Below are 25,578 nucleotides of genomic sequence, written 5' to 3'. Positions count from 1 at the left end.
GTAAAGAGTCCCTTCTTTTTCATCAATATATCTATCTGCACTAAGAGCTGCTATAGCACCATCTGCAGCTGCTGTAACAACTTGTCTGATATTTTTAACTCTTATATCTCCAGCCGCAAATACACCCTCTATATTAGTTTTCATCTCTTCATCAGTCTTTATATATCCATTTTCAAGCTCAATCTTATCTTTAAATATTTCTGTTTGAGGAACATATCCGATAAATACAAATAGACCAAATGGCTCATCAGGTTTTATATTTGTAACTTTTCCTGTTTTTAAATTCTTAATCACTATCTCATTTACTATTTTGTCGCCCTTCACTTCTTCAACGGTACTGTCCCATATAAAGTCTATCTTTTCATTTGCAAAAGCTTTTTCTTGAACAGCTTCAGTAGCTCTTAATTTATCTCTTCTGTGAATTATATGCACTTTCTTGGCAAATCTTGTTATAAAAAGAGCTTCTTCTACAGCAGAGTTTCCTCCGCCTACTACGTACACTTCAAGGTCTTGATAAAATGCCGCATCACAAGTTGCACAATAAGATACACCTCTACCACTAAATTCTTCTTCACCTTTAGCTCCCATAAGTCTTGGAGATGCTCCTGCTGCAATTAGTAAAGTTTTGCCTTCATACTCACCAAACTTGCCAACTACTTTTTTAGTTTCCCCTTCAAGTTCAACCGATACAATTTCATCCATTGCAAACGCACATCCAAATTCTTCCGCTTGTGCTCTCATAGTCATTCCAAGTTCCATACCTGAAATATTTTTAATCCCAGGATAGTTTTCAACATCAACAGTATTAGCTATTTGACCGCCTTCAATGCCCTTTTCAATTATGAGTACATTTAAGCTGGCTCTTGAAGCATAAATACCTGCCGTCAATCCCGCAGGACCTGCCCCCAAAATGATTAAATCGTACATTTTATACCTCTTTCTATATAAACTCAAATTTTTATTAATTAATATTCTTCTTATTTCTAAATACCCATAAATTAACTTAATAATTCACACCCTTGCTCAGTTTTTGTTATACTTAAATTGAGGTGAATTAAGTGAATAATTTAATAGAACATTTAAATCCAATTAATGCTAATATTATATCGATTATGTTGATTATTAGCATTTCAATATTACTAAATAAATCTTTTAAAAACAATATCAAAAAAGAAATAGAAATACCTAAAATAGATTTAACCCCAGCTCAAGTAAGCTCATTGGTATTTGGAAATATGAAGTTTGTAAAATCTTTAACTGCAACACTACTATACTTAAGCGAAATGAAAAACATAAATTTAAACATCAGTACAAAAGATTTTTCAATAGATTTTTTAACTGATAAAAATTTAGAAGAGCCCGAGAAATATCTTCTAACGTTTTTTAAGTCGATTAACTCAAAAAATATAACATCAAAAGATATTTTACGAGAGAGAAAATCTGCGCCAGACGACTTTAATAAGTCCATGCAAAAATATTTTGACTTAGTTGAAAAATCGCTATATGCTAAAAATTTGAAAAAGAAAAATAATATAAAAATTCCAATGCTAATTATTTTAATAGCTTTGATGTATTTGATAGTCGCTTTGATTTTAACATACTACAAAGGCTTTTTAGCTTTAATTGTAATTCCACTTTCCCTAATACTATCTTTTAACCAAACTAAAAAAATATTTGAAAAAACTCCCCAGGGAGAAAAACTTCAAGTTGAATATCTTAAATTTGTAGAAGACTTTGAAAATAAAAAGAGTGATAAATCTTCTCTTACTACAAAAGACATTATTAATTTAATTGCATTAGATGCTAAATCCGAACACATTGAGTCTATACTAAAACTAAACCCCTTAATTGACTCTTCAAAATGTAACACACTTTTTGAAACTAACAACTTTATTTTCGCAGACAAAAAGAGTAGATAAAAATCTACTCTCTTTTATTAGCCAATTAAGTCTTTTAATCTTCCAGTCAACTTATAATTTACCTTCTTTAAAGCTTTTAAATCACATGAGCCGGTAAGTGCCATGCTTATTCTAGTTTTTTCCATCAACTCAGTTAAATATCTCAAAGTGTATTCATATCCACCATGTACTAAGTATGATAATATCTCACCGCTTATTCCAACCAAATCAGCTCCCAAAACCAAACTCTTTAATACATCAAGAGAATTTTTAACTCCACCTGAGGCAACTATAAACAAGTCATCAGGTTTGTCCTTTACATTTTCTATAAGTGCCATTGCAGTTGGTATTCCCCAACCATATAATTCTGAAACATCTGTATCAGGAGTTCTAAGATTTTCAACTTCAAAGAAATTAGATCCACCAAATCCAGCTATATCGATATTTCTAACTCCTACAGAATACAATCTATCAGCAACTTCTCTAGAAATTCCAAAGCCAACTTCCTTGACAATTACAGGAACCTCAACAACTTCTACAATATTTTTTATATTTTTTAGGACTTCTGTAAAATCTCTTTCGCCTTCGTCCATAGCAAGTTCTTGTGCTGGATTTAAATGAATTTGGAGTCCATCTGCCTGTATCAAATCAACAGCAAATTTAGCATCTTCTGCACTTGCATATCCACTTATATTAGCAACTACAACACCTTCATCTCCCATTATTTCTCTAACACATTTAAAACTATTAGAAGCGTCTTCATCTTCAAGTGCTATAGTTTCAGAACCTACTGCCATAGGAATTTTAAGTTCCTTTGCAAGCTTAGCTAAATTTTTATTTATATCTCCAGAAAATTCAGTTCCGCCAGTCATTGCGTTAATCATAATTGGAAAAGAAATTTTCTTACCTAAAAATTCCATAGTCGTATTAATTTTACCATAATCACAACAAGGTAGTGCATTGTGATAAACGAAAACATCTTCAAAAAGTGGGTTTCCTTTATAGGTACTCCTCAGATAATTTTCTACATGTTCTCTCTTTCTATACTTTCTCATCTCAACATCTCCCATCAAGGCTAATATAACATTCGAGCAAATCTTATTCAACTAAATCTCTATGATTTACTTCAACAGAATATCCAAGCTCTTTTAACTTTAAACCTATCTCATTAGTCATAACAACAGACCTATGAAAACCACCGGTACAACCAATTCCAATACTCAACACACTCTTGCCCTCAGCTATATAATTTGGGATTAAAAACTTCAACATATCAATGCACTTAGTTAAAAATCCACCGGTAACCGAATGTGACAATACAAATTCTTTTGTCTTATCATTTTCTCCCGACAAATTTTTCAATTCAGGTATATAGTATGGATTTGGCAAAAATCTCACATCAAATATTAAATCACCATCTAATAAAATCCCATTTTTAAAACCAAAAGAAGTAACCGAAATTTTTAAAACTTCATCAATTTTTAAATCTACAAGTTCTAACATCTTCTCCCTAAATTGCTTCATGGATAAATCAGAAGTATCAATTATATATTCAGCTTCACCTCTTATATTTTCAAGCATTTTAGCTTCTTTTCTAATGCCATTTAAAATAGACTTATCTAGCGGATGTGGTCTGCGCTTTTCCTTGTATCTATTTACCAAAACTTCTTCCCTTGCATCTAAAAACAATAATTTATAGTTTATATTTTGGGCCTTAAGTTCCAGTAAAGACTTTGAAAAATCTTCAAAAAACTCTCCGCTTCTAACATCTACCACAACACAAACCTTGCTCATGGTGTCAGATTTACAAGCCATTTCGGCAAACTTAGGCACCAAAGCCGGTGGTAAATTATCCATGGCAAAATAACCCAAATCTTCAAATACATTTAAAGCTCCAGACTTACCTGAGCCGCTCATTCCGGTTATGACAAATATTTCCATTATCTTCCCCCAATGTACTTTACTTCTCTCTTTAACTCAACACCAAATTTTTCCATTACAATTTTTTGTACTGTATCTATCAAATCTTTAACATCTTGACTCTTAGCATTGTCAAAATTAACTACAAAACCACTGTGTTTAGTACTTATCATTGCGCCCCCAATTCTAAGCCCTTGTAGCCCTGAATCTTGTATCAACTTACCCGCAAAATATCCTGCAGGCCTTCTAAACGTAGACCCTGAACTTGGCATTTCTAAAGGCTGTTTGTCAATTCTTCTCTGCATTAAATCATCCATCTTTTCAAAAATTTCTGCTTTATTTTTTTTTAATAAATCAAATTCAACCGAAAGAATGATATAATTATTTCTTTGAGCAATACTGTCTCTATAAGCAAATTTCATTTCCGAATTATTAAGTTCTATCACATTTAAATTGTTATCAATCAATTTAACTTTGCTCACAACATCCTTTAGCTCTCCGTCATAAGCTCCGGCATTCATTATAACTCCGCCACCTACAGAGCCGGGTATCCCATGAGCAAACTCCAGTCCCCCAAGAGAATTTTCCCCCGCAAAAATCGCAGTATCTCTTAAAGTTGCTCCAGCTCCTGCAATGACAGTCGTGCCGTTTAAAGTAATCTTGTTTAAAGTATCTCTTAAAACTATTACAAGCCCTTCAACTCCCAAGTCATCAATCAAAACATTTGAGCCATTGCCGAGTAAAGTAACTTTTATATTCTTTTCTCTAGCAGTTTTAATAGCTTCAATTAAAGACTCCTCGTCCTTTGGAATTAACAAAAACTCCGCCGGCCCTCCAATCTTAAAAGTTGTATATTTATCTAAATTTTCTTCTCTATAAAAAGAACCAAAATTTTTAAATGAATTCATTTTACACCTCATTTTAATTATACTATAAAATTCAAAACTATTAGCTATAAAAAATATAAATTAAATCTCAAATTTGTTTTTGGGCATAAAAAGACCTGAGCATTTCACTCAGGTCTTTAAAATTAATTTAATTATTTAATTTCTTCTTTAAGTGCTTTTTCCTTCTTGATGATGTCAACAAGTTTAGGAACTATAGCGTTGATATCTCCAACAACTCCAAGATCAGCTACATCAAAGATTGGTGCATCTTCAGTCTTGTTAACAGCGATGATAAGATCAGAATCTTCCATACCGGCCAAATGTTGAATAGCTCCGGAAATACCCATTGCGAAATAAAGTTCCGGTCTTACAGTCTTACCTGTTTGTCCTACTTGACGGTCTTTTGCAATCCATCCGGCATCTACTGCAGCTCTTGAAGATGAAATTTCAGCATCAAGTTCTCTTGCAAGTTTATCAAGTTCATCAAATCCTTCCGGACCACCAAGTCCACGACCACCAGAAACTAAGATATTAGCTTCAGTGATATCTTTCTTCTTAGATTCGCTCTTCTTGATTTCTCTGATAGTTACGTTCATATCAGCAGCAGTAAATTCTACTTTCTTTTCGATAACTTCTGATTTAGGGTTATCTACAGTAACTGATTGCATAACTCCCGGTCTTACAGTTGCCATTTGTGGTCTGAAATCTTCACAAATGATTGTAGCCATGATGTTTCCGCCAAAAGCCGGACGAGTCATAAGCAAGTTCTTAGACTCTTCATCTATATCAAGTTTAGTACAGTCGGCAGTAAGCCCGGTGTGAATTCTTGCAGCAAGTCTTGGTGCAAGGTCACGACCAATTGAAGTTGCTCCATAAAGAACAATTTCAGGTTCATTTTCTTTGATTACTTCAAAGATTGCCTTTGCATAAGGTTCTGTTACATATTCCTTTAGCATTTCATCTTCCACTACTATAACTTTGTCTGCCCCATGTTTGAAAAGCACCGGTGTTTCAGACTTTACACTTTCTCCAAGAAGAATACCTACTACTTCTTGTCCAAGTGCATCAGCTAATTCACGAGCTTTTCCAAGAAGTTCTATACCAACTTTTTGAATTTTGTTATCTCTTTGTTCTATAAATACGTATACATCTTTTGACATTTCACAAGCTCCTTTAGATAATGTACTTTTCTTGAAGTTTAGCTACAATTGCTTGAGCTGCTTCATCAGCTGATAAATCTTTTAAAAGTACGCCTTCGCCCTTACCTTGTTTAGGGAATGACTTCTTAACCTTTGTAGGTGAACCCTTTAGACCGATATTAGCTAAATCTAAGTTTTCTTTAATATCTTCTAAACCCCAAACTTTAACTTCTTTTTGGTAAGCTTCATATATTCCACCCACAGTCATATATCTTGCGCTTGCCGCTTCAGCTAAAGCTGTGATCAAACATGGCATTTTAACATCAATGATGTGATATCTATCTTCAAATTGTCTTTGTACAGTAACTGTATCTCCGTTTACTTCTACGTTTTCAGCATAAGAAACTTGAGGAATTCCAATATGTTCAGCAATTTGAGGACCAACTTGTGCAGTATCCCCGTCAATTGCTTGACGTCCTGTTATGATTAAATCATACTCAAGATTTTCAAGAGCTCCAGCTATAGTACAAGATGTAGCCCAAGTATCGGCTCCCCCAAAAGCTCTATCAGATACTAAAATAGCTTCATCTGCTCCCATTGCAAGTGCTTCACGAAGAGCAACTTCAGCTTGAGGAGGTCCCATTGAAAGTACAGTTACGTGTACATTTTCAGGGTCTTTATCTTTAATACTTAAAGCTACTTCAAGTCCTGCTTTATCATCAGGATTTATAATACTTGGTACTCCGTCTCTAATAAGAGTATTAGTTACAGGATCAAGTCTTACTTCATTAGTGTCTGGTACTTGTTTAACACAAACAACTATTTTCATCTCATTACCTCCTTAGTTTACACCCATCCATGCAGAAACTACCATTCTCATAACCTCAGAAGTTCCTTCATAGATTTCTGTAATCTTAGCATCTCTCATCATTCTCTCAATTGGATAATCTCTTGTATAACCATATCCACCGAATAATTGTAAACAACGTCTTGTTACATCAGATGCTGCTTCAGATGCGAAAAGCTTACACATTGCAGCTAAGTGAGAATATGCTTCTTTATTTTGTTTAGCACATGCAGCTCTGTAAACTAAAAGTTGTGCTGCGTCTGCTTTAGTTTTCATATCAGCTAATTGGAATTGAGTGTTTTGGAATTGAGAAAGTCTCTTACCAAATTGTTTTCTTTCTTTAACATACTCAACAGTTGCGTCAATAGCTCCTTCAGTGATTCCCAATGCTTGAGAAGCAATACCTATTCTACCACCATCAAGAGTTTTCATTGCAACTTTAAATCCCTTACCTTCTTTTCCAAGTAAGTTTTCTTTAGGAATTCTACAGTTTTCAAAAATCAACTCACAAGTTGAAGACCCTCTGATACCCATTTTGATTTCAGGTTCCCCAACTCTAAATCCCGGAGTTCCTCTTTCTACTATGAAAGCTGAAATCCCGCGATTTCCTTTAGATTTATCAGTCATTGCGATTACTATGAAAGTATCAGCAAATCCTGCATTTGTTATAAATATTTTTGTTCCATTAAGTACATATTCATCTCCATCAAGAACAGCAGTTGTTTGTTGTCCTGATGCATCAGTACCGGCTCCCGGCTCAGTTAAACCAAAAGCTCCAATTTTCTTTCCACTTAATAAATCCGGTAAGAATTTTCTCTTTTGTTCTTCTGTACCGTTTTCAAAAATAGGAGCACAACAAAGTGATGTATGAGCTGAAACTACAACGCCTGTTGTTGCACATCTTTTAGAAAGTTCCTCAACAGCCATAGCATAAGCTAAGTAGTCTCCCCCTTGCCCACCGTATTCCTTTGGAAATGGAATCCCGAAGAAACCATATCTAGCAAGTTTCTTTAGATTTTCCTTTGGAAATTCTTCAGTTTCATCTACCTCTTGTGCAAATGGTTCGATTTCATTTTCAGTAAAAGAGCGGTACATTTCTCTAAGAAGTAAGTGCTCTTTGTCCATTGTAAAATCCATTTAATATCCCCCTTAATATAACGTGGTTAATACGTGTTAATAAAATAACACACTTAAGTACAATTATAGCATTCTTTGTTAAAAATACAACAATGATTTTTGGAATACAATCCAAAAGTTGGATTGCCAATTTTACTTCTCAATGAGAATTTGAAATATGTATAGTGCTTTCTATTATCTAGACTAATCAATAAATCACGGTTCTTTCCTACAAACAATGTATAAATTTTTCCCTTTACAAGAATAATAACATACCTCCTATATCATCTCAACCAATAAATAAAATAGCTCGTTTTAACTTTATTGCAATTTAGTACCGGCAATAATACAATTAAATTACACACAATCTCAATTAATTATTCATTCAGTAGGTGCATTATGAAAATAAGAAATATCCTCATACTAATTTTTACACTGCTAATTCTAACTGCTTGCTCTGACAAAAATAATGAAGATTTGGTTGATGATTTTTTAACTGTATATTTTAATCAAGCTAATTATAGTGAGACAGAATGGCAAAAAATTGAAGAAAATATTTTCTCTAATAATAATGATGAAGCCATAGAACCTTTCAAAGAATTTTTTACAGATACTGCTCTTGAAAAATTAACAAAATCCCGTGTACTACCGTCTTTCGATTTAAGAGATATAGAATTAACTTATAAACTAAGCGGATTTGAAAAGTTTGATGATGGACTCATTGCCAATTTAGTTTTAATTTCCAATTATAAAAATATAAATTGTAAATTAAAATTTCAATTTGAAAATGGAAAGATAAATTGGTTTGACTACACTACACTTATGAAAAATACAGAACAACTAAAAAAGCAATCGGTTTGAGGTCCGATTGCTCTTTTTTAATTTTCAACTTTTAGTTTTAATTTCTCATCTTCTATATCAACTTTAACTTTAGAATTTTCATACACTTCGCCTTTTATAATAAGTTTTGAAAGTTCTGTTTCAAGAGTAGATTGAATATATCTCTTCACCGGTCTTGCTCCGTATTGAGGAGAATATGAAGCATCTAAAATAAATCTCATGGCTTCATCTGTTACATTTATTTCAATATTTCTATCAGCAAGTCTACTTTCAATATGCTCTACAGTTTTCTTGATGATTTCATAAATTTGTTCTTTAACAAGTGGTTTGAACAATACAATTTCATCAACTCTGTTTAAAAACTCAGGTCTAAAACTCATTCTCATTTGAGAATCAACAGCTTCTCTTGCCTCTTGTGAAATCTCTCCGTCAGAATTTATACCGTCTAACAGATATGATGAGCCTATATTTGAAGTCATAATTATAACAGTATTTTTAAAATCAACTGTCCTGCCTTGGTTATCAGTAAGACGTCCATCATCTAAAACTTGTAATAAGATGTTGAATACATCAGGATGCGCCTTTTCAATTTCATCGAATAAGACAACGCAATATGGCATTCTTCTAACTGCTTCAGTGAGTTGACCCCCTTCATCATAGCCTACATATCCCGGTGGAGAACCTACAAGTCTTGATACTGAGTGTTTTTCCATGTACTCACTCATATCAATTCTTATCATATTCTTTTCATCATCAAATAAAATTTCAGTTAATGCTTTTGCAGTCTCTGTCTTACCGACTCCGGTAGGTCCTAAGAAAATAAATGAACCGATCGGTCTGTTTTCTGACTTAAGCCCCGCACGTTGTCTTAAAACAGCATCTGAAACCGCTTCAATTGCCTCGTCTTGCCCAACAACTCTTTGATGTAGTATATCTGACATGGATAACAACTTATCTCTTTCAGTTTCAGCAAGTTTTTCAACAGGAATTTTAGTCCATCTTGAAACAACATGAGCAATTTCTTGGTCAGTTACAACTTCTTTGACCATAGAAGACTCAACTTGATTTTGAGCTTCTTTTTCTTTTAACTCTTCTTCCAACTTAGGAAGTTCTCCGTATTTTAAAACTGATAGCTTTTCAAGATTATACTCTCTTTCAGCCTTTTCAATTTCATATTTAACTTCATCTATCTTACTCTTTAAGTTTTTTACTTTGTCCAAGGATTGCTTTTCACTTTCCCAAGTCGCCTTTAAATTATCAAACTCTGATTTTTCCTCTGAAAGTTCTTTTTCAAGCTCTTCAAGGCGTTTTTTAGAGTAGTTGTCTGTCTCTTTTTTAAGCGCTTCTCTTTCTATCTCAAGTTGTAAAATTCTACGTCTTACATCATCAATTTCAGTTGGCATTGAGTCTATTTCAGTCCTAAGCATTGCACAAGCTTCGTCCATCAAATCTATAGCTTTGTCCGGTAAAAATCTATCTGTAATATATCTGTCAGAAAGTGTCGCAGCAGCAATTACCGCTGAATCTGCAATTCTAATTCCATGATATATTTCATATTTTTCTTTTAAACCTCTTAAAATTGAAATTGTATCCTCAACAGTTGGCTCTTGAACCATAACTTTTTGGAATCTTCTTTCAAGTGCAGGGTCTTTTTCAATATACTTTCTGTATTCATCAAGAGTTGTAGCCCCTATTGCGTGAAGTTCTCCCCTTGCAAGCATCGGTTTTAAAAGATTTGAAGCGTCCATCGCTCCCTCTGTCTTACCTGCTCCGACTATATTGTGAATTTCGTCTATAAAAAGTAAAATTTTTCCATCAGACTTTTCAACCTCAGAAAGTACAGCCTTTAATCTCTCTTCAAACTCCCCTCTGTACTTAGCTCCTGCAACTAAAGCCCCCATATCAAGAGATATTATAGTCTTATCTTTCAATCCTTCAGGCACATCTTTTTTTACAATCCTTTGAGCCAAACCCTCAACAATTGCAGTTTTACCAACCCCCGGTTCACCAATTAAAACAGGATTGTTTTTTGTACGTCTTGAAAGAATTCTTATAACATTTCTAACTTCTTCATCACGTCCGATTACAGGGTCCATCTTTCCTTGTCTTGCCTCTGCTGTCAAATCTCTTCCGTATTTTTCAAGAGCGTCATAAGTGTCTTCAGGATTGTCAGTTCTGACGTGTTGATTTCCCCTTATCTTTTGTAGTGCCGCTAAAAAAGAATCCTTAGTTATATTAAATTTTTTAAAGCTGTCACTTGAATTAGTATTTTTAAGACCCAGTAACGCCAAATAAATATGCTCTACTGAAACATAATCATCTTGAAAATTATTGGCAATCTCTTCAGAATCAACAAGAGCCTTGCTTATATCTTTAGATGAATATACAGTTCCTGATTGCTTAGGAAGTTTTGAAATTTTATTAATCAGCTCATTCTTAAAAGCACTAGTATCTACTCCCATATACTTCAGTATCCTGGGTATTAAACCATCTTCATCATTTACCAAACTATAATTCAAATGAATTTCATCCACTTGAGGATTTCCGTACTCTCTTGCAAGATTTTGTGCATTTTGTATAGCTTCAAGTGACTTTTTAGTATATTTTTCAAAATTCATAATTTCACTCCCTTATACTAATTTTCTTTAACTCTTCATAAAGTTTAAGTTGCTCTTCAGAAAGATTTGTAGGATTTACAATATTAAACTTCAAATATAAATCCCCAACGTTACCTTTCATATCTCTAAACCCTTTTTTAGGAATTCTCATTTTTCCAGTTCCCCTGTATCCCTTTGGAACCTTGACCTTTATCTTCCCATCTATATTGTCAATTACAATGCCATCCCCAAGAGCCGCTTGCCAAGGATAAATTTCCTCTTCCTTAGTTATATTCAAACCATCAAGCGACTCAGTTGTTGAGGTGTGAATATCAATCTTAAATAAAATATCTCCCATCACACCATATTTTTCTCCATTGACTCTAATCTTCTTGCCCGGAGTTATACCCGCCGGTACCTTTACATCAACTTCTATATTTTTCCCATTCAAAGAAAGAGCCATGTGTTTATTTGTTCCATGATATGCTTCCTTTAAAGATATGCTAATTTCAGTATTATATTGTTGCCTATAATTCGATTTTCTCTTCGACCTTCCCCCTAAATCAGAAAAGATATCTGAAAAATTAAATCCTCCCCTGCTACTCCTGTCATCTGAGCCAAAGAATGTTTCAAAGAAATCAGAAAAATTTCCATTTCCCGTTGAAGAATAAGAGTAACCATATTGGGAAGGATCAAAATTAGCTCCGTTAGAAAAATCATAACTCGACCCAAAAGTATCATACTTTTTCTTTTTTTCAGGGTCCCCTAAAACTTCATACGCTTCACTAACTTCTTTAAATTTTTCTTGAGCCTTTTCATCCCCGCCATTTAAGTCCGGATGGTATTTTTTAGCAAGTTTTCTATAAGCAGATTTAATTTCTTTCTCACTTGCATTTTTATTTAAACCTAATATTTCATAATAATCTCTATACTTCACATTTGCCTCCTATTTTGACCTTCTTTGACCTTATTAAATTATACACCGCTATTTCTAAATTTGCAATAGTTATCCACAGATTTTTATTTAACTATTTTACTTTTATTTTATAATTTAATTCTAGGCTGTTTTCAGTTGAAGTCGTACTTTCTATTTATGTAGCCTATCTAAATTTCACACAACTTTATTTCAAGATATAATCTTTCCATACAATCTTACCCAATAAAAAATGGTTTATCAAAATAAATCTTTCGATAAACCAAATTAAATTTTACTGCATATTTACACTTGTAACCACTGCTAATATAATTAAAATGTCGTATAAAAAGTGAACAATATATGCCAAAGTTAAATTTTTTCTTCTAATATATATAGCAGATAAAACAAACCTAACTATACCTATTCCTATCACAGCTTGTACTATATTAAAATTATATGTTGATAAATGCATAGCTCCGAAGATTAAAGATGAAACAACCCATGCAAAAATTTCCCTCGTCGACTCTTTTTCAAACTTAGCCTTATGATATAAAAATAAAAACCAAATTATAAAAAATATCTCTTCTATTACAAGTTGTACCATTAATAAAATGGCAATGTATTTTATATTGTCCTCATTTGCAATCCCAACAATTGGATTATCAACACTTCCAAATCGTTCAAGAATTATACTGGATATTACACCAACAGAAATAGTTAATATAGTCATTCCAAAAACTGCCGGTATATCTCTTAACTTAGGTCTTTTAAACAATCTTCTAAAAGATTTATGTCCTAGCACAAACAAAGAAACTACAGGTCCTACAAGGAACATAACCGCCAACCACGTTTTTTCAGGAAAAATTTCCATTATAAAAAACGAACAATTCAAAATTATCAATGCTATAATCCATCTTAAAATACTTACTTCTCCAAGAGGATATCTTTCTTCTTTAACTTCAACTAAAATATCTTCTTTTTCAAAATCTTCCATGTTTCCCCCTGTAAAGATTATATCGTTACTTATAATTCTTTACAAACACAATAGCTAAAATATAGTTGAGAATAAACATGACAACTGCCGCTGCACCTACTATCATATATAAACTCTTTACATCAAAATTCCCATTAAAAATTCCACAGCCAAATAATATCGCAGCAAATATAATCGCATAGATTAAAACATACAACATAAATGCACCAACTGCCCATTTGACCTTAAACCTAAAACAAATTGGAATAATTGAGCTATATATTACCATCAACATTCCACCTACAATAGGTAAGCTGTATAATTCTTCAAGCTCTATCCCAAAAAGTATACCTATTAAACCAATAAATCCCGATAAAATAAAAGCTATAAAAACCAAACTCAAATAGCTAACATACGTTGAATTTACAATTATGACATTTGAAATTGGTAGTCCTTTTATATATCTAAAACTTTCATTGAGTTCATCTTCTTTAAAAATTTCCATCATTAAATTTAAAAAATAAATGTATAACCCTATAATAGGACCGAGTATAGTCCTAGTCATATATGCAAACAAAAGAATAAATACTAATAGTCCTATGTGAATTCTAATCGGAATATTCTTTATAATCAGCCAATTTTTTTGAAGTATAGCACTATTCATAATCTTCCAACTCCTTTAAAAGAATTTTAAAAAACAATTTATTAAGTACCACAACAAGTAAGAAAATACATATTCCAAAATATAAAATAAAATTGCTCTTTGCAAAATTAGACACTAAATTTGGAAAGTTAGCACTTAAAATTAAAGCTATAAAATACAATCCTACAGGTAATACTGCTACATAATTCTTGCCAAATTTTAAACTAAGGAAAATATAAATCAAACTAAAAAAATAACAAAGACAGGCGGAAAAAGCTACAGTCCCGACTATTGACCAGCTTCTTGAAATAGCATAAAAAATTACCATTTCTATTATAGTTATAAAAATAATCATTAAAAATTGAGTTATAAATTTGCTTTTCAAATATTCTCTTTCGCTGATTGGCGTCGCCCTTAAATATTCTCTAACCTTTTCAGCACCTTCAGTTAAAATAGTACCTCCAACAGACATTACAAATACAATTTGAAGTAATATACATACCGGTAATATATTTGCAGGAGTTGCTCCCTCATTAAAAATCTTGATAATAAAATAAAGTTGACTTATAGGTATGATAATCAATTGAAGCAACATAGTTTTTTTTAAAATATAGAAATCTTTAAGCATTAAGGCTTTCATAATCTTCACCTCGCTTGTAAAATACCATTATATCCTCGATACCAGCCTTGTCTACACTAAAATTAGGATATGACTTTCTAAACTCATTTACATTTTTTATAAGAGCATTAGTAGAATATTTTTCATTCTTAACCTTAATTATATATCCCTTAAATTTATTTATTTCTTCATGACTACATTTTAAAATTCCAAAGTTTTCAAATAATTCATATTTTTCTTCAGATAGAATAATTTCCCCATCATCTATATAAGTAATGTAATCTGCTATCTTTTCTAAATCTCCAGTGATATGAGATGAAATTAAAACCGAATTGCTTTCATCTTGAACAAAATCTAATAAAATATCCAAAATCTCACTTCTTATAACTGGATCAAGTCCACTTGTCGGTTCATCTAAAATCAATATCTTTGGATTTGAAGACAATGCAATTGCAATTTTAAACTTCATCTTCATTCCTTTAGAAAAAGATTCAAACTTTTTATTCGTTGTAATTTCAAATTTTTCAATATATCCAAAAAATTTATCAGAATCCCAATTTTCATAGATATTCCTATAAATTTTATCCGCTTGTAGCGCATTTATCTGTTTACTTAAAAAAGCATCATCAATTACAAACCCAATATTTTGTTTGACGAAATTGTCTATAACTTTTCCAAAAGCTTTTATATCTCCACTAAACCTAGTAATGCCAAGTATACAATTTATAATAGTGCTCTTACCTGCCCCATTTGCTCCGACAAGCCCCATAATCGTTCCCTCTTCAACGGAAAAATTTACATCCTTTAATGAAAAATCTTTATAATCTTTACTTAAATTTTTAATTTCTAAAGCTTTCATCTTCCACCTCTTTAAATAAATTAAATACTTCTTCTCTGTCAATCCCTGACGTTCTACATATTTTCAAAATATCAGCTAACAGCTCCCTAATCTTCTGAACATTATCCGCTTTGATATCCTCGTGATTTACCTTACTTACAAAACTTCCCTTACCGGAAACTGTGTATATAAAACCATCATTTTCCAAGTCGTTATACGCACGTTTAGTAGTTATTACAGAAACTTTTAAATCCTTTGCCAAACTTCTCATCCCCGGCAAAGCATCATCAGGCTTTAACTCGCCTACTGCAATCAGCCTTTTTATTTCATTTTCTATTTGTTCATAAATTGGTACATCACTTGAATTTAAAATTATTATTTTCATTTTGCACCTACCGTATATACTGTATATATACATTGTATATATGTGTGTATTGTATGTCAACAATTAAAATATATTTAATATCCAAATTAATTAACAAAATGTAGGGCGGCACGAATATGAGAGGCCCGCCCGACAAATCACAATAAAAAACAGTTATATTAATTTAAAATATAGGGGTCGCACAAATTCGCTAGCATGAGGCAGACCCGCTATCTGACAATCTACATTAACTTTATATTTTGAAATTTTATTTGTTTACACATAATATTTATGTTTTAAATATTTCGTTTTATTTTATTCTTGAGGGCGGGCCTATCTTGCTCTATTTTCTATTATTTTTATTTGTCTGATTATATTTTAATTCTTTATTTTTCTTCCAATCACGTGCCGCCCCTACGATTGTTGGCAATATTTATGTTTTTTATATTTTATATTCGAGGCCCGCTCATTCTTACAACTCAAATTAATTAACAAAATAAAAAGCACAACAAAAAAGGTGGAAACTTTTGCGTTCCACCTCAGTCTTCATCTTTTAATATTCTAAGCTCTATTAAAGCAATTCTATTGTCCTTAACATTTAACCCCTTTAATTCTACCATATCTTCATATACAACAGTAAAACCGGTTTCGTCTTCTTGAGGAATATACCCCAGAAGTTCAATCATAAGTCCTGAAATCGTCTCGTGATTTTCAGAATACAATTTAGTCCCTAGTTTTTCATTAATTACATCAATTTCAACATATCCGTCAATCAAATACCTATCATCAGCAATTTTTTCAATCTTAGGTTCATCCTTATCATATTCATCCTCAATCTCTCCGACAATTTCCTCAACCAAATCTTCCATAGTAACCATTCCTGAAAATCCACCATACTCATCAATCAAAATCGCCACATACTTTTTAGAAAGTTGTAACTCCTTTAAAAGCGAGTCAACCTTTTTAGTTTCCGGAACAAAGTAAGGTTCTTTCATAACATTATCTATGTTTACAGACTTATAATTTGTCTTAGAGTAATCTATGAATAAATCTTTTATATAAACAGTTCCAATTATATTATCTCTGTTATCCTTAAAAACAGGCACTCTTGAATAACCCATTTTTAAAATTTCAACCACAGTATCTTCATTAAACTCATCATAATCCACCATAAAAATAGAAGTCCTTGGCGTCATGATTTCATAGGCCATAGTATCATCAAACTCCATAATGTTTACTATCATCTCTTCTCCTGCTGAATTTATAACCCCTTGCTCTTGAGAAACTTTGATATAAGCCTTTAATTCTTCCTCAGAAATTTTTTCCTCAACATCTTCAGAATACTTTCCTAAAATTTTTAGTATCAAAGTAGTTGAAAAAGATAACAGCTTGACAAAAGGATATGCAAATTTAGAAACTATACCTATTATAGTTGCAGATTTTAATGCAACCTCATCAGCATTAGTAAGCGCTATTCTCTTTGGCACAAGTTCACCACATACAAGAGTTATATAAGACAACAACAACGTTATCAATACAAGAGCTATAGTTTGCGCGTAAGGTATGCCCAGAGAATTTAACTGAGTTGCAAACACTCTTGATATAGTTGTCGCAGCAGATGCAGATGAAAAGAAATTTGCAAAAGTAATTCCAACCTGAATAGTAGATAAAAATCTTGTTTGGTCAGACAAGATTTTTTTAAGAATTATAGCCTTCTTATTTCCCTCATCGACAAGAGTTTGTATCTTATTCCTATTTGCAGACACCATAGCCATTTCAGCAGATGCAAAAAAAGCATTCACCCATGTTAAAAAAGCTATTAATAAAAATTGTAATATAATCGAGCCTCCGGCCCCGTCCATATTGTTCCTCCTTGATTTTTCATATGTTTTCAACAATTATACCACAATTTATCAACTATAAATCAATATAATATGTATTTTTACAGAAAATATTTAGAACTATTTACTAATTTTAATTAAGCACTTTCCGATCTTATATAACAATTAAATCTAAAAAACAGCATCAAAATTTTATTTTTCTATTTCATTTATAATTTTTTATCAAAAAATTTTATATGAATTTATGATTAAATATTCAATTATGTATGATAAAATCAAAAACAACCATTCAAAACCAATTTATTCATTATTTAATTTTATAATTTTAGAAAACGATTATTTTATTTAAGACAAGTAAATATCGAATGTTAAATTTTTGCCATTCGCCTTTAATTATTTAATTAGTTGCTATAAGAAATTGTTTTACTTTTAAAAGTATTGTGCTATTATATTTATATAAGAAGTTAACATTTTCATTACTTTTAATAATTTTTTAAAAGAAAAGAGGGATTTTATGTCTGTAGGAAAAAGCGAAAAAAGAGTCGACGCTTTTGATAAAGTTACAGGTCGTGCGAAATACACAGAAGACCTAATAGACCCACGTGCTTACGTTGCAAAAATTTTGCACTCAACAATACCACATGGAAGAGTAGTATCAATAGATACTTCTGAAGCAGAAAAAATTGAAGGTTTGGTAAAAGTGGTTACATGCTTTGACGTTCCAAAACATGGTTTCCCAACAGCTGGCCACCCTTGGTCAACTGACCCACACCACCAAGATATAGCTGACCGTAAACTTCTAAACGAACATGTACGTTATTACGGAGATGACGTTGCAGTAGTTATCGCAAAAGATGAAGTTTCAGCAACACAAGCTTTGAGCAAACTAAAAGTAGAATATGAAGAATATCCTGCAGTATTTGATGCATTTGAAGCCATGAAAGATGGAGCTCCTCAAATACATGAGGACTTCCCAAACAATATAATCAACCACACACAAAACAACAGAGGTAATTACCAAGAGGCAATAAAAGAAGAAGGCCTTATAAAAGTTGAAGGTTGGTACGATACACCAGTAGTGCAACACTCTCACATAGAAAACGGGATCGTTTACTCTTACGAAGAATCTGGCAAGATTGTAGTTGTAGCCTCAACTCAAATACCACACATCGTAAGACGTATCTGTGGTCAAGCATTAGGCGTGCCTTGGGGTAAAATCCGTCTAATCAAACCATATATCGGTGGTGGATTCGGAAATAAACAAGACGCTCTTTACGAGCCACTTGGAGCATTCTTGACAACTCAAGTTGGCGGACATCCCGTAAAACTTGACACATCTCGTGAAGAAACCTTTGTTTCAAACCGTACACGTCACAAAATTACTATGCACATAGTTTCATATCTTAGAAAAGACGGAACATTTGCAGCTCGTAAATTAGAAGCTTTCGCAAATAACGGAGCATATGCCTCTCACGGACACAGTATCGCAGCAAAAGGCCTTGGCTGTTTCCACCAACTATATCCTTGCGATAACGTTGAAGGTGATGCTTACACAGTATACACAAATAGACCAACTGCCGGAGCTATGCGTGGATATGGCATCCCACAAGCTATGTTTGCAGTAGAATCTCACACAGAAGATATAGCAAGAGCGCTTGGAGTGGATTCATATGAATTCCGTATGAAAAATTTAATGCCTAAAGGATACGTTGATGGATTCTCTAAAAATGAAAACTACTACGATTCATTCAGAGAATGTCTTGAAGTAGGTAAAAAAGCTATAGACTATGATAAAAAATTAGAAGAATTTAAAAATCAAACAGGAAATATTCGCCGAGGCATAGGTCATGCGGTATTCTGGTACAATACAGCAGTTTATCCTATTTCACTTGAAACTTCAGCTTGCCGTATGGTATTAAACCAAGACGGTTCAGTACAACTTATGCTTGGCGAAACAGAAATCGGACAAGGTGCCGACACTGCATTCTCACAAATGGCAGCAGATGCAATCGGTGTAAATTTTGAAGACGTACACATCATGACAAACCAAGACACTGATATAACTCCATTTGGTACAGCAGCATACGCATCAAGACAAACATTTATAGCAAGTTTTTCAATCACAAAAACAGCAAGAATACTACGCGAAAAAATATTTGACCACGCATACAAACTTCTTGGTGTAACACGTGAAAACATAGACCTAATCGACGGAAACCTTGTTAGAATATCTGACAATAGAGTTCTAATGAGTCTTGCCGAACTCGCAACAACAGAATTATATAGTTTTGTAAACAGCGAACACATAACAGCTGAATCAACATATCAAATAAGAAATAATGCATACTCATTTGGTTGTTCATTTGCAGAGGTTGAAGTAGACTTAAGCCTATGTAAAGCAACAGTAAAACGACTAATCAATGTTCACGACTGCGGTAAACTTATCAATCCTCAACTTGCAGAAGCTCAAGTACACGGAGGAATGTCAATGGCTATAGGATATGCCCTTTCAGAAGAACTAAAATATGACGAAAAAACAGGCAGAACACTTAACAACAATCTGTTAGATTACAAGTTATCCACAACGATGGATCATCCTGATTTAGAAGTTTATTTTGTTGAAAATGCTGAACCAACCTCACCATATGGAACTAAAGCATTAGGAGAACCGCCAACTTGTTCCCCTGCTCCAGCGATTAGAAATGCGATATTAAACGCAACAGGAGTTGCTGCAAAACAATGCCCAATGAACCCACACGTTCTATATCCACTATTCAAAGAAGCCGGACTACTTGATAATTTAGAAATAGAACTTTAAGCAGGAGGAAATTATGTACGATATAAAGAAAATTTATGAAGCCTTTACAGTTGATGAGGCTATTGAGCTCTTACGTGAACATCCTGAAGCAAAAATACTAGGCGGAGGTTCAGACGTATTGATTAAAATTCGTGAAGGAAAAATGGCAGGCGAAGAATTAGTATCAATCTATATGATCGACGAAATTCGCGGTGTATCCATGGACGAAGACGGAACACTAAGAGTTGGTGCCTTGACATCATTTAGCCACATAACTCAAAACGAACTAATTCAAAAATACTGTCCTACACTTGGTGAAGCCGTAGACACTGCCGGTGGTCCACAACTTAGAAATATCGCAACAGTTGGCGGTAATATAAGCAATGGTGTTCCATCAGCTGACTCAACTACAACACTACACGCTTGGGACGCAATAGTTGAAATCAAGGGTGAAAACGGAGTTCGTGAAGTTCCAATTACAGAATTTTATATCAAAACAGGTGTTGTAGACTTAAAGCCTACAGAACTTGTTACAGCTGTTAAAATCAAAAAAGAATCCTATGAAGGATACTATGGACACTACTTTAAATATGCAATGAGAAATGCTATGGATATCGCAACAAGCGGTTGTTCAATCAGCTGTAAATTCTCAGGCGAAAATACAGTAGAAGATGTAAGAGCTGCATTTGGAGTTGCAGGACCAATACCTCTAAGAACTCCAGAAGCTGAAAAATTCCTAAAGGGAAAACCGCTTACAGTAGAAAATATCAACGCATTTGCCGAAGAAGCAATCAAAGAACTTAAACCAAGAGACTCTTGGAGAGCTTCAAAAGACTTGAGAGTTCACATCCTAAAAGAAATCTCAAGAAGATGCTTAGTAGAATGTTTTAAAGCTTATAAAGGAGGTCAAAATGCATAATTCAGAACACGGACCTTATGAACCTAAAGAAGAACAAGTATTACACTACGAACCACAATTTAAACTAATCAGATGTAGAATCAACGGAGAAAGAATTACTCAGATGGTTGATATGAGAGCCTCTCTAACAGATATGTTGAGAAATGACTTTAGACTTACATCAGTAAAAAAAGGTTGTGAAGTTGGAGAATGTGGAGCGTGTGCAGTTCTTATAGACGGAGAAGCCTTTAACTCTTGTATCTATATGGCAATATGGGCAGATGGAAAAGACATTTGGACAACAGAAGGATTACTAAACAAAGACGGCACCCTTTCAGATATCCAACAAGCCTTTGTTGATGAAGCAGCCGTACAATGCGGATTCTGTACACCAGGATTTATAGTAACATCATCAGAAATTGTAGCTAAGAAAAAGAGATTTACAAGAGCAGAACTTAGAAAAATGTTGGCTGGACATCTTTGCAGATGTACAGGTTACGAAAACATCCTAAGAGCCGTTGAAAAAACAATCGAAAAAAATCTTGAAAAATAAAAAACATAAAGAAATGACCGCTAGTTTGGACTGGTGGTCATTTTTATTTATATAATTAATATTCTCCACTCTTTGAATAAACAAACATATCTTTATTTTTTAATTTATTTCTTATTTTATAATTTATTTAAAATTATTTCCCTCTATCCCTTGACAGTTATTTAGAAAGTGGTATAGTATACTTGTAATAATGATATTGGTTATCTTTTGTATTTTTAATTTTACATACAAAGTACCTTATTAAAAATAAGTCAAGGAGGATTTTATGAAAAATTTAAAAATGTTAGCTGTAACTACAGCTATGTGTATGTCTATGTTAGCTGTAGGTTGTCAAAAGAAAGAGGCGCCAGCTAATAATGCCCCTGCTAACGCTGCGGTTCAAAACGCTAATATGAATAAAGATGCTAAGGCAGAAACTGCTGATGCTAAGGTAACTTTAGCTGATTGGGAAGGAACTTGGAACAACTTTGGAGCATATTTAGATGATCCGGCTGTTCAGCCAGCTTTTGAAGAAGTTGCAAAGAGAGATGGTATAACTGCTGAAGAAGCAAAAACTAAATTACTTGAAAGAAGAAATTGTGAGTTTAACGGTATGGTAGTTAAAGGCGATACTATTACTTTCTTAGATGGCTTTGAAGATAAAGGCGGAAAAGAAGTTGCATCTGCTGAATACAAACTAACTGATGAACACAAAACTCAACATGGTTCTCACGAACTTACATGGTACACTTTCGAATCTGAAGGAGCAAAATATCCTGTACTTCTACTAATGGAAGTTCACGGTGAAGAAGAATTGACTCACTTCCATATGAGATATGGTAACAATGCTGAAGAACTTTTAGCTATGGATGATTGGTTCCCTACTTTTGTAAAACCAAATTCAACTATGGACCAAATCATCGAAGAAATAACTGAATAATTTTAGGAGGTATTATGAAAAAGAAACTGCTTAGTTTCTGTTTTGTAATTTGTCTTTTAATAATTAGTGGATGTTCAAAAAAAGAGGTGAAAGATGACAGACCTGTTGTCTACACCTCTTTTTATCCTATTCACGAACTTGTTAGTCAAGTTGCAGGCGACACTGTAGAAATTAAATCTTTTATGCCGTTAGATAAAGACCCTCATTTTTGGGAACCTAGTCCTAAAAATATGAGAGAGCTTGCCAACGCTGATTTGCTTATTGTAAATGGTGCTAATATGGAAAAATGGATAGATCAAGTCTCTGAAAATCTACCTGATTTAGATGTATTGGTGCTTTCAGAGTCTGTTAATTTGATAACTTACAAGGGAGCTGCTGCTATGGGAGATTTTCAATATATGGGACATGCTCAAATGCAAGCCGGACAAGAATACAGGATTGAATTTGGACACACTCACGAAAATAATATGCGTGTAGCTTTTTTCAAAAAAGGCAATGAAACAAATGCTGAATTAATAAAAAAAGGTAAAAAAATTATGGAACAGAAAGGTGAAATAGTTCATCAAAGGTCACAAATCAACATTGAAGATTCTAAAGTCTACACTATTGAAATGGGCCATGAGAGTGGACTTGTAACTTATAAGTTGCCAACTGATGGTGACTGGGTATTTGTATCGGACCGTATTTCGGAAAATATATTGTCTTATGATCTATTGAACTCAAATAATGAAAAAATAAACGAAGAAGTTGTACTTGCCGGTTCAAGTTCATCACTGGATAAAATCACTTATGACCCGCATTCTTGGATGTCGGTTGTAAACGCAAAAAAATATTTAAATGCTATTTTTGATAAATTATCTGAAAAATATCCTGAAAATCAAAGATTGTATAAGAAAAATAAACTAAAATCCATAGATGCTCTAACCGACTTAGAGTTTGAATTTAAGGAAAAATTTAAAAATAAGAAAAATGACCACTTCCTGACTGCACACAATGCTTATGGATATATTGCAAGAGACTTCGACCTGGTTCAATTTGCATTATCAGATTTAGTAAGTTCTGAGTCTCCAAGTTTAAAGACTATAAGAACTGCAATTAATTTTGCAAACACTTATGGAATAGACACAATTTTTTATGAATATGGTGGCGATTCAAAGAGTGCCAAGTCCCTTGCAGAAGAAATACATGGAAAGGCAGAAGGTCTTGTTTCAATGGAGTTCGCTTCTAATATCGAAAATATGGAAAATAAAGATTATGTATCTCTTATGAGAATGAATCTTGAAAAAATATATGAAGCTGTTAAATAAAATAAGGAGGAAATTTTGAATATCGTAGAAATAAAAAATCTTTCTTTTTCTTACGGACATGACATTGTCCTAAATAATTTAAATTTAAACATTAAAGATGGTGGATTAAATATAATTCTAGGAGAGAACGGCTCAGGTAAATCAACCCTACTAAAACTAATCTTGGGAGAATTAAAAGTCAATTCAGGAAGTATAAAACTTTTTGGAGAGGACATATCTAAATTTAAAAACTTTGAAAAGATAGGTTATGTACCTCAAATACAAGTAACAAACCAGATGGCTTTCCCTGTTACCTGCCTTGAACTAGTGGTTTTAAATTTGTATCGAGATTTTGGAAAAGTTAAAATTCCAAAAGATGAACAACTTAGAAGAGCTAAAGAAATACTAATCAAGATGGGACTTGAAAAACAAATAAACACTCCCCTAAATGAACTATCCGGGGGATTAAAACAGAGAGCCATGATAGCAAGAGCTTTGATAAATAATCCTGAACTCTTAATCTTAGATGAGCCGACAGCAGGAATTGACGTTAAAAGTAAAGAGCAATTTATAAATATTCTCTCTTCAATGCAAAAAGACAACATCACTATTATGTTGGTAACTCATGAAATGGAATTTATTGAAGAAAATTTAAAAGAATATGAAATTTTCAATCTTAAAGGAGGTTCAGTATGTTAGCTTATGATTTTATGAGAAAAGCCTTAATCGCCGGCTTTATGCTTTCAATCATGATTCCTTTAATTGGAGTTGTGATGGTTAATAGAAAGACTTCAATGGTTGGAGATGCACTGTCTCACACTTCTTTAGCAGGTGTCGCAGTTGGACTTATAATGGGATTTGACCCTGTTATCGGAGCTATTATAGCTTGTATAGTTTCAGCTTTTTCAATTGAAAAAATAAGAAAGAAGTTTCCGCAGTATGGAGATATGGCAACAGCTGTAATCATGAGCACGGGTCTCGGTTTAGCTGCTTTGCTTTCAAACTTCGCCCCCGGCGGAAATACTTTTGAATCCTACCTTTTCGGTAGTATCTCATCAGTTACAACTATCGACCTTATAAATGTGAGCATTGTCTTTATAATAGTTGTTGCATTTTCAGTAATTTATTATGGAGCACTACTCGATATCTCAATTGATTTAAACCTTGCAAGACTTTCAGGGGTAAATATAAAACTTATCAACAATGTATTTACACTACTTACAGCCATAACAGTTGCTCTTGCCTGTAAAATAGTCGGCGCACTACTTGTTGCTTCACTACTTGTGTTGCCGGTTGCAACGTCTCTATTAATATGTAGGTCTTACAAACAAACATTAAAACTAAGTATCTTACTCGGAGTGATATATATGTTCTTTGGAATTTGTATGTCCTATTGGTTCGATGTAAAACCGGGTGGAGCAATAGTTATAAATGCTGTAATTGGTATGTTGATACTTTTCAGTTTAAATAAAATAAAAAAGAGAAAGAGAATTTAAAAAAATAGCAGTGTTGAAATTAACTCAGCACTGCTATTTTCTTTATGTTTTAATACTAATATCCGTTAAACAATAGATACAATTGTGTGATTTAATGTAGTATAATAATATTATGAAAGATATACAAAAACAGATTCAAGAATTAGAAGTAGAACTCAAAAAAACTAATAACAAAAGAGAATATATAAGGA

Annotated in this window: 24 protein-coding genes; 9 read left to right on the top strand and 15 right to left on the bottom strand. The window is 33.0% G+C overall.

Annotated features, from left to right (window positions below):
• A partial coding sequence (trxB, locus tag SOR77_RS05360) for a thioredoxin-disulfide reductase (RefSeq protein ID WP_320636141.1) occupies positions 1 to 927 on the bottom strand: 927 nt, incomplete at its 3' end.
• Positions 928 to 1,058: 131 nt separating this feature from the next.
• Between trxB and SOR77_RS05355 the strand changes: the two genes are divergently transcribed.
• Positions 1,059 to 1,919, top strand: a complete 861-nt coding sequence (locus SOR77_RS05355) for a DUF2207 family protein (RefSeq protein ID WP_320636140.1) — start codon at positions 1,059 to 1,061, stop codon at positions 1,917 to 1,919.
• Positions 1,920 to 1,936: 17 nt separating this feature from the next.
• Here SOR77_RS05355 and fni read toward each other — a convergent pair whose 3' ends face one another.
• The 6 genes from fni to SOR77_RS05325 all read right to left on the bottom strand — a co-directional run bounded on the left by fni (position 1,937) and on the right by SOR77_RS05325 (position 7,828).
• Positions 1,937 to 2,953 carry a type 2 isopentenyl-diphosphate Delta-isomerase gene (gene fni / locus SOR77_RS05350; protein WP_320636139.1) on the bottom strand — a complete coding sequence of 339 codons (1,017 nt, stop codon included), beginning with the start codon at positions 2,951 to 2,953 and terminating at the stop codon, positions 1,937 to 1,939.
• 43 nt (positions 2,954 to 2,996) lie between these two features.
• Entirely contained in the window at positions 2,997 to 3,839 is an 843-nt protein-coding gene (rapZ, locus tag SOR77_RS05345) for an RNase adapter RapZ (RefSeq protein WP_320636138.1), read from the bottom strand.
• Positions 3,839 to 4,726 carry a UDP-N-acetylmuramate dehydrogenase gene (gene murB, locus SOR77_RS05340; protein ID WP_320636137.1) on the bottom strand — a complete coding sequence of 296 codons (888 nt, stop codon included), beginning with the start codon at positions 4,724 to 4,726 and terminating at the stop codon, positions 3,839 to 3,841. The genes rapZ and murB overlap by 1 nt, the downstream gene beginning before the upstream one ends.
• Before the next feature lie 131 nt (positions 4,727 to 4,857).
• The gene (locus SOR77_RS05335) at positions 4,858 to 5,865 is read right to left on the bottom strand and encodes an electron transfer flavoprotein subunit alpha/FixB family protein (protein ID WP_004822653.1); all 1,008 of its coding nucleotides are present in this window, start codon (positions 5,863 to 5,865) and stop codon (positions 4,858 to 4,860) included.
• A gap of 13 nt (positions 5,866 to 5,878) precedes the next feature.
• Complete coding sequence (locus SOR77_RS05330; protein WP_320636136.1) at positions 5,879 to 6,673, bottom strand: electron transfer flavoprotein subunit beta/FixA family protein; 795 nt, start codon at positions 6,671 to 6,673, stop codon at positions 5,879 to 5,881.
• A 12-nt stretch (positions 6,674 to 6,685) separates the two neighbouring features.
• Entirely contained in the window at positions 6,686 to 7,828 is a 1,143-nt protein-coding gene (locus SOR77_RS05325) for an acyl-CoA dehydrogenase (RefSeq protein ID WP_320636135.1), read from the bottom strand.
• A gap of 378 nt (positions 7,829 to 8,206) precedes the next feature.
• Between SOR77_RS05325 and SOR77_RS05320 the strand changes: the two genes are divergently transcribed.
• A complete protein-coding gene (locus SOR77_RS05320) occupies positions 8,207 to 8,668 on the top strand; it encodes a hypothetical protein (RefSeq protein WP_320636134.1) in 462 nt (153 codons plus the stop codon).
• 17 nt (positions 8,669 to 8,685) lie between these two features.
• Here the strand turns inward: SOR77_RS05320 and clpB are convergent, their stop codons facing one another.
• The 8 genes from clpB to SOR77_RS05280 all read right to left on the bottom strand — a co-directional run bounded on the left by clpB (position 8,686) and on the right by SOR77_RS05280 (position 17,459).
• A complete protein-coding gene (gene clpB, locus SOR77_RS05315) occupies positions 8,686 to 11,265 on the bottom strand; it encodes an ATP-dependent chaperone ClpB (protein WP_320636133.1) in 2,580 nt (859 codons plus the stop codon).
• A 4-nt stretch (positions 11,266 to 11,269) separates the two neighbouring features.
• On the bottom strand, positions 11,270 to 12,181 hold the full coding sequence (locus SOR77_RS05310) for a J domain-containing protein (protein ID WP_320636132.1): 912 nt from the start codon (positions 12,179 to 12,181) through the stop codon (positions 11,270 to 11,272).
• 271 nt (positions 12,182 to 12,452) lie between these two features.
• Complete coding sequence (locus SOR77_RS05305) at positions 12,453 to 13,154, bottom strand: CPBP family intramembrane glutamic endopeptidase (protein ID WP_320636131.1); 702 nt, start codon at positions 13,152 to 13,154, stop codon at positions 12,453 to 12,455.
• Between the two features lie 25 nt (positions 13,155 to 13,179).
• On the bottom strand, positions 13,180 to 13,797 hold the full coding sequence (locus tag SOR77_RS05300; protein ID WP_320636130.1) for an ABC-2 transporter permease: 618 nt from the start codon (positions 13,795 to 13,797) through the stop codon (positions 13,180 to 13,182).
• Positions 13,790 to 14,416, bottom strand: a complete 627-nt coding sequence (locus SOR77_RS05295) for an ABC-2 transporter permease (protein ID WP_320636129.1) — start codon at positions 14,414 to 14,416, stop codon at positions 13,790 to 13,792. Before SOR77_RS05295 ends, SOR77_RS05300 begins: the two co-directional genes overlap by 8 nt.
• Positions 14,397 to 15,254, bottom strand: a complete 858-nt coding sequence (locus SOR77_RS05290) for an ABC transporter ATP-binding protein (RefSeq protein WP_320636128.1) — start codon at positions 15,252 to 15,254, stop codon at positions 14,397 to 14,399. The genes SOR77_RS05295 and SOR77_RS05290 overlap by 20 nt, the downstream gene beginning before the upstream one ends.
• Entirely contained in the window at positions 15,235 to 15,618 is a 384-nt protein-coding gene (locus tag SOR77_RS05285) for a GntR family transcriptional regulator (RefSeq protein ID WP_320636127.1), read from the bottom strand. Before SOR77_RS05285 ends, SOR77_RS05290 begins: the two co-directional genes overlap by 20 nt.
• Positions 15,619 to 16,136: 518 nt before the next feature.
• A complete protein-coding gene (locus tag SOR77_RS05280; protein ID WP_320636126.1) occupies positions 16,137 to 17,459 on the bottom strand; it encodes a hemolysin family protein in 1,323 nt (440 codons plus the stop codon).
• A 493-nt stretch (positions 17,460 to 17,952) separates the two neighbouring features.
• Here SOR77_RS05280 and xdhA point away from each other — a divergent pair, with 493 nt between their 5' ends.
• The 7 genes from xdhA to SOR77_RS05245 all read left to right on the top strand — a co-directional run bounded on the left by xdhA (position 17,953) and on the right by SOR77_RS05245 (position 25,387).
• Complete coding sequence (gene xdhA, locus SOR77_RS05275) at positions 17,953 to 20,256, top strand: xanthine dehydrogenase subunit XdhA (protein ID WP_320636125.1); 2,304 nt, start codon at positions 17,953 to 17,955, stop codon at positions 20,254 to 20,256.
• Between the two features lie 13 nt (positions 20,257 to 20,269).
• Positions 20,270 to 21,154, top strand: a complete 885-nt coding sequence (xdhB, locus tag SOR77_RS05270; protein ID WP_320636124.1) for a xanthine dehydrogenase subunit XdhB — start codon at positions 20,270 to 20,272, stop codon at positions 21,152 to 21,154.
• On the top strand, positions 21,147 to 21,686 hold the full coding sequence (xdhC, locus tag SOR77_RS05265; RefSeq protein WP_004822628.1) for a xanthine dehydrogenase subunit XdhC: 540 nt from the start codon (positions 21,147 to 21,149) through the stop codon (positions 21,684 to 21,686). The genes xdhB and xdhC overlap by 8 nt, the downstream gene beginning before the upstream one ends.
• A 265-nt stretch (positions 21,687 to 21,951) precedes the next feature.
• A complete protein-coding gene (locus SOR77_RS05260; RefSeq protein ID WP_320636123.1) occupies positions 21,952 to 22,605 on the top strand; it encodes a ZinT/AdcA family metal-binding protein in 654 nt (217 codons plus the stop codon).
• Positions 22,606 to 22,619: 14 nt separating this feature from the next.
• Positions 22,620 to 23,912, top strand: coding sequence for a metal ABC transporter substrate-binding protein (locus SOR77_RS05255; RefSeq protein ID WP_320636122.1), 1,293 nt, complete (start codon positions 22,620 to 22,622; stop codon positions 23,910 to 23,912).
• Positions 23,913 to 23,927: 15 nt separating this feature from the next.
• Positions 23,928 to 24,590: a metal ABC transporter ATP-binding protein gene (locus SOR77_RS05250; protein ID WP_320636121.1), complete on the top strand. Its 663-nt coding sequence runs from the start codon at positions 23,928 to 23,930 to the stop codon at positions 24,588 to 24,590.
• Positions 24,584 to 25,387: a metal ABC transporter permease gene (locus SOR77_RS05245; RefSeq protein WP_320636120.1), complete on the top strand. Its 804-nt coding sequence runs from the start codon at positions 24,584 to 24,586 to the stop codon at positions 25,385 to 25,387. Before SOR77_RS05250 ends, SOR77_RS05245 begins: the two co-directional genes overlap by 7 nt.
• Positions 25,388 to 25,578: the final 191 nt, after the last annotated feature.

This window comes from Peptoniphilus sp. (genome assembly GCF_034090345.1).
Taxonomy (GTDB): domain Bacteria; phylum Bacillota; class Clostridia; order Tissierellales; family Peptoniphilaceae; genus Peptoniphilus.
The sequence above is the reverse complement of the archived record's forward strand: the minus strand, read 5'-3'. Positions and strand labels throughout refer to the sequence as shown.

Excerpts from the sequence above, each read along its gene's own strand:
- SOR77_RS05245 (WP_320636120.1), top strand. The coding sequence starts at position 24,584 with ATGTTAGCTTATGATTTTATGAGAAAAGCCTTAATCGCCGGCTTTATG.
- SOR77_RS05305 (WP_320636131.1), bottom strand. The coding sequence starts at position 13,154 with ATGGAAGATTTTGAAAAAGAAGATATTTTAGTTGAAGTTAAAGAAGAA.
- xdhC (WP_004822628.1), top strand. The coding sequence starts at position 21,147 with ATGCATAATTCAGAACACGGACCTTATGAACCTAAAGAAGAACAAGTA.
- rapZ (WP_320636138.1), bottom strand. The coding sequence starts at position 3,839 with ATGGAAATATTTGTCATAACCGGAATGAGCGGCTCAGGTAAGTCTGGA.
- SOR77_RS05295 (WP_320636129.1), bottom strand. The coding sequence starts at position 14,416 with ATGAAAGCCTTAATGCTTAAAGATTTCTATATTTTAAAAAAAACTATG.
- xdhB (WP_320636124.1), top strand. The coding sequence starts at position 20,270 with ATGTACGATATAAAGAAAATTTATGAAGCCTTTACAGTTGATGAGGCT.
- SOR77_RS05290 (WP_320636128.1), bottom strand. The coding sequence starts at position 15,254 with ATGAAAGCTTTAGAAATTAAAAATTTAAGTAAAGATTATAAAGATTTT.
- SOR77_RS05280 (WP_320636126.1), bottom strand. The coding sequence starts at position 17,459 with ATGGACGGGGCCGGAGGCTCGATTATATTACAATTTTTATTAATAGCT.
- SOR77_RS05255 (WP_320636122.1), top strand. The coding sequence starts at position 22,620 with ATGAAAAAGAAACTGCTTAGTTTCTGTTTTGTAATTTGTCTTTTAATA.
- SOR77_RS05330 (WP_320636136.1), bottom strand. The coding sequence starts at position 6,673 with ATGAAAATAGTTGTTTGTGTTAAACAAGTACCAGACACTAATGAAGTA.
- SOR77_RS05285 (WP_320636127.1), bottom strand. The coding sequence starts at position 15,618 with ATGAAAATAATAATTTTAAATTCAAGTGATGTACCAATTTATGAACAA.
- fni (WP_320636139.1), bottom strand. The coding sequence starts at position 2,953 with ATGAGAAAGTATAGAAAGAGAGAACATGTAGAAAATTATCTGAGGAGT.
- SOR77_RS05300 (WP_320636130.1), bottom strand. The coding sequence starts at position 13,797 with ATGAATAGTGCTATACTTCAAAAAAATTGGCTGATTATAAAGAATATT.
- SOR77_RS05335 (WP_004822653.1), bottom strand. The coding sequence starts at position 5,865 with ATGTCAAAAGATGTATACGTATTTATAGAACAAAGAGATAACAAAATT.
- murB (WP_320636137.1), bottom strand. The coding sequence starts at position 4,726 with ATGAATTCATTTAAAAATTTTGGTTCTTTTTATAGAGAAGAAAATTTA.
- xdhA (WP_320636125.1), top strand. The coding sequence starts at position 17,953 with ATGTCTGTAGGAAAAAGCGAAAAAAGAGTCGACGCTTTTGATAAAGTT.
- SOR77_RS05260 (WP_320636123.1), top strand. The coding sequence starts at position 21,952 with ATGAAAAATTTAAAAATGTTAGCTGTAACTACAGCTATGTGTATGTCT.
- SOR77_RS05325 (WP_320636135.1), bottom strand. The coding sequence starts at position 7,828 with ATGGATTTTACAATGGACAAAGAGCACTTACTTCTTAGAGAAATGTAC.
- clpB (WP_320636133.1), bottom strand. The coding sequence starts at position 11,265 with ATGAATTTTGAAAAATATACTAAAAAGTCACTTGAAGCTATACAAAAT.
- SOR77_RS05320 (WP_320636134.1), top strand. The coding sequence starts at position 8,207 with ATGAAAATAAGAAATATCCTCATACTAATTTTTACACTGCTAATTCTA.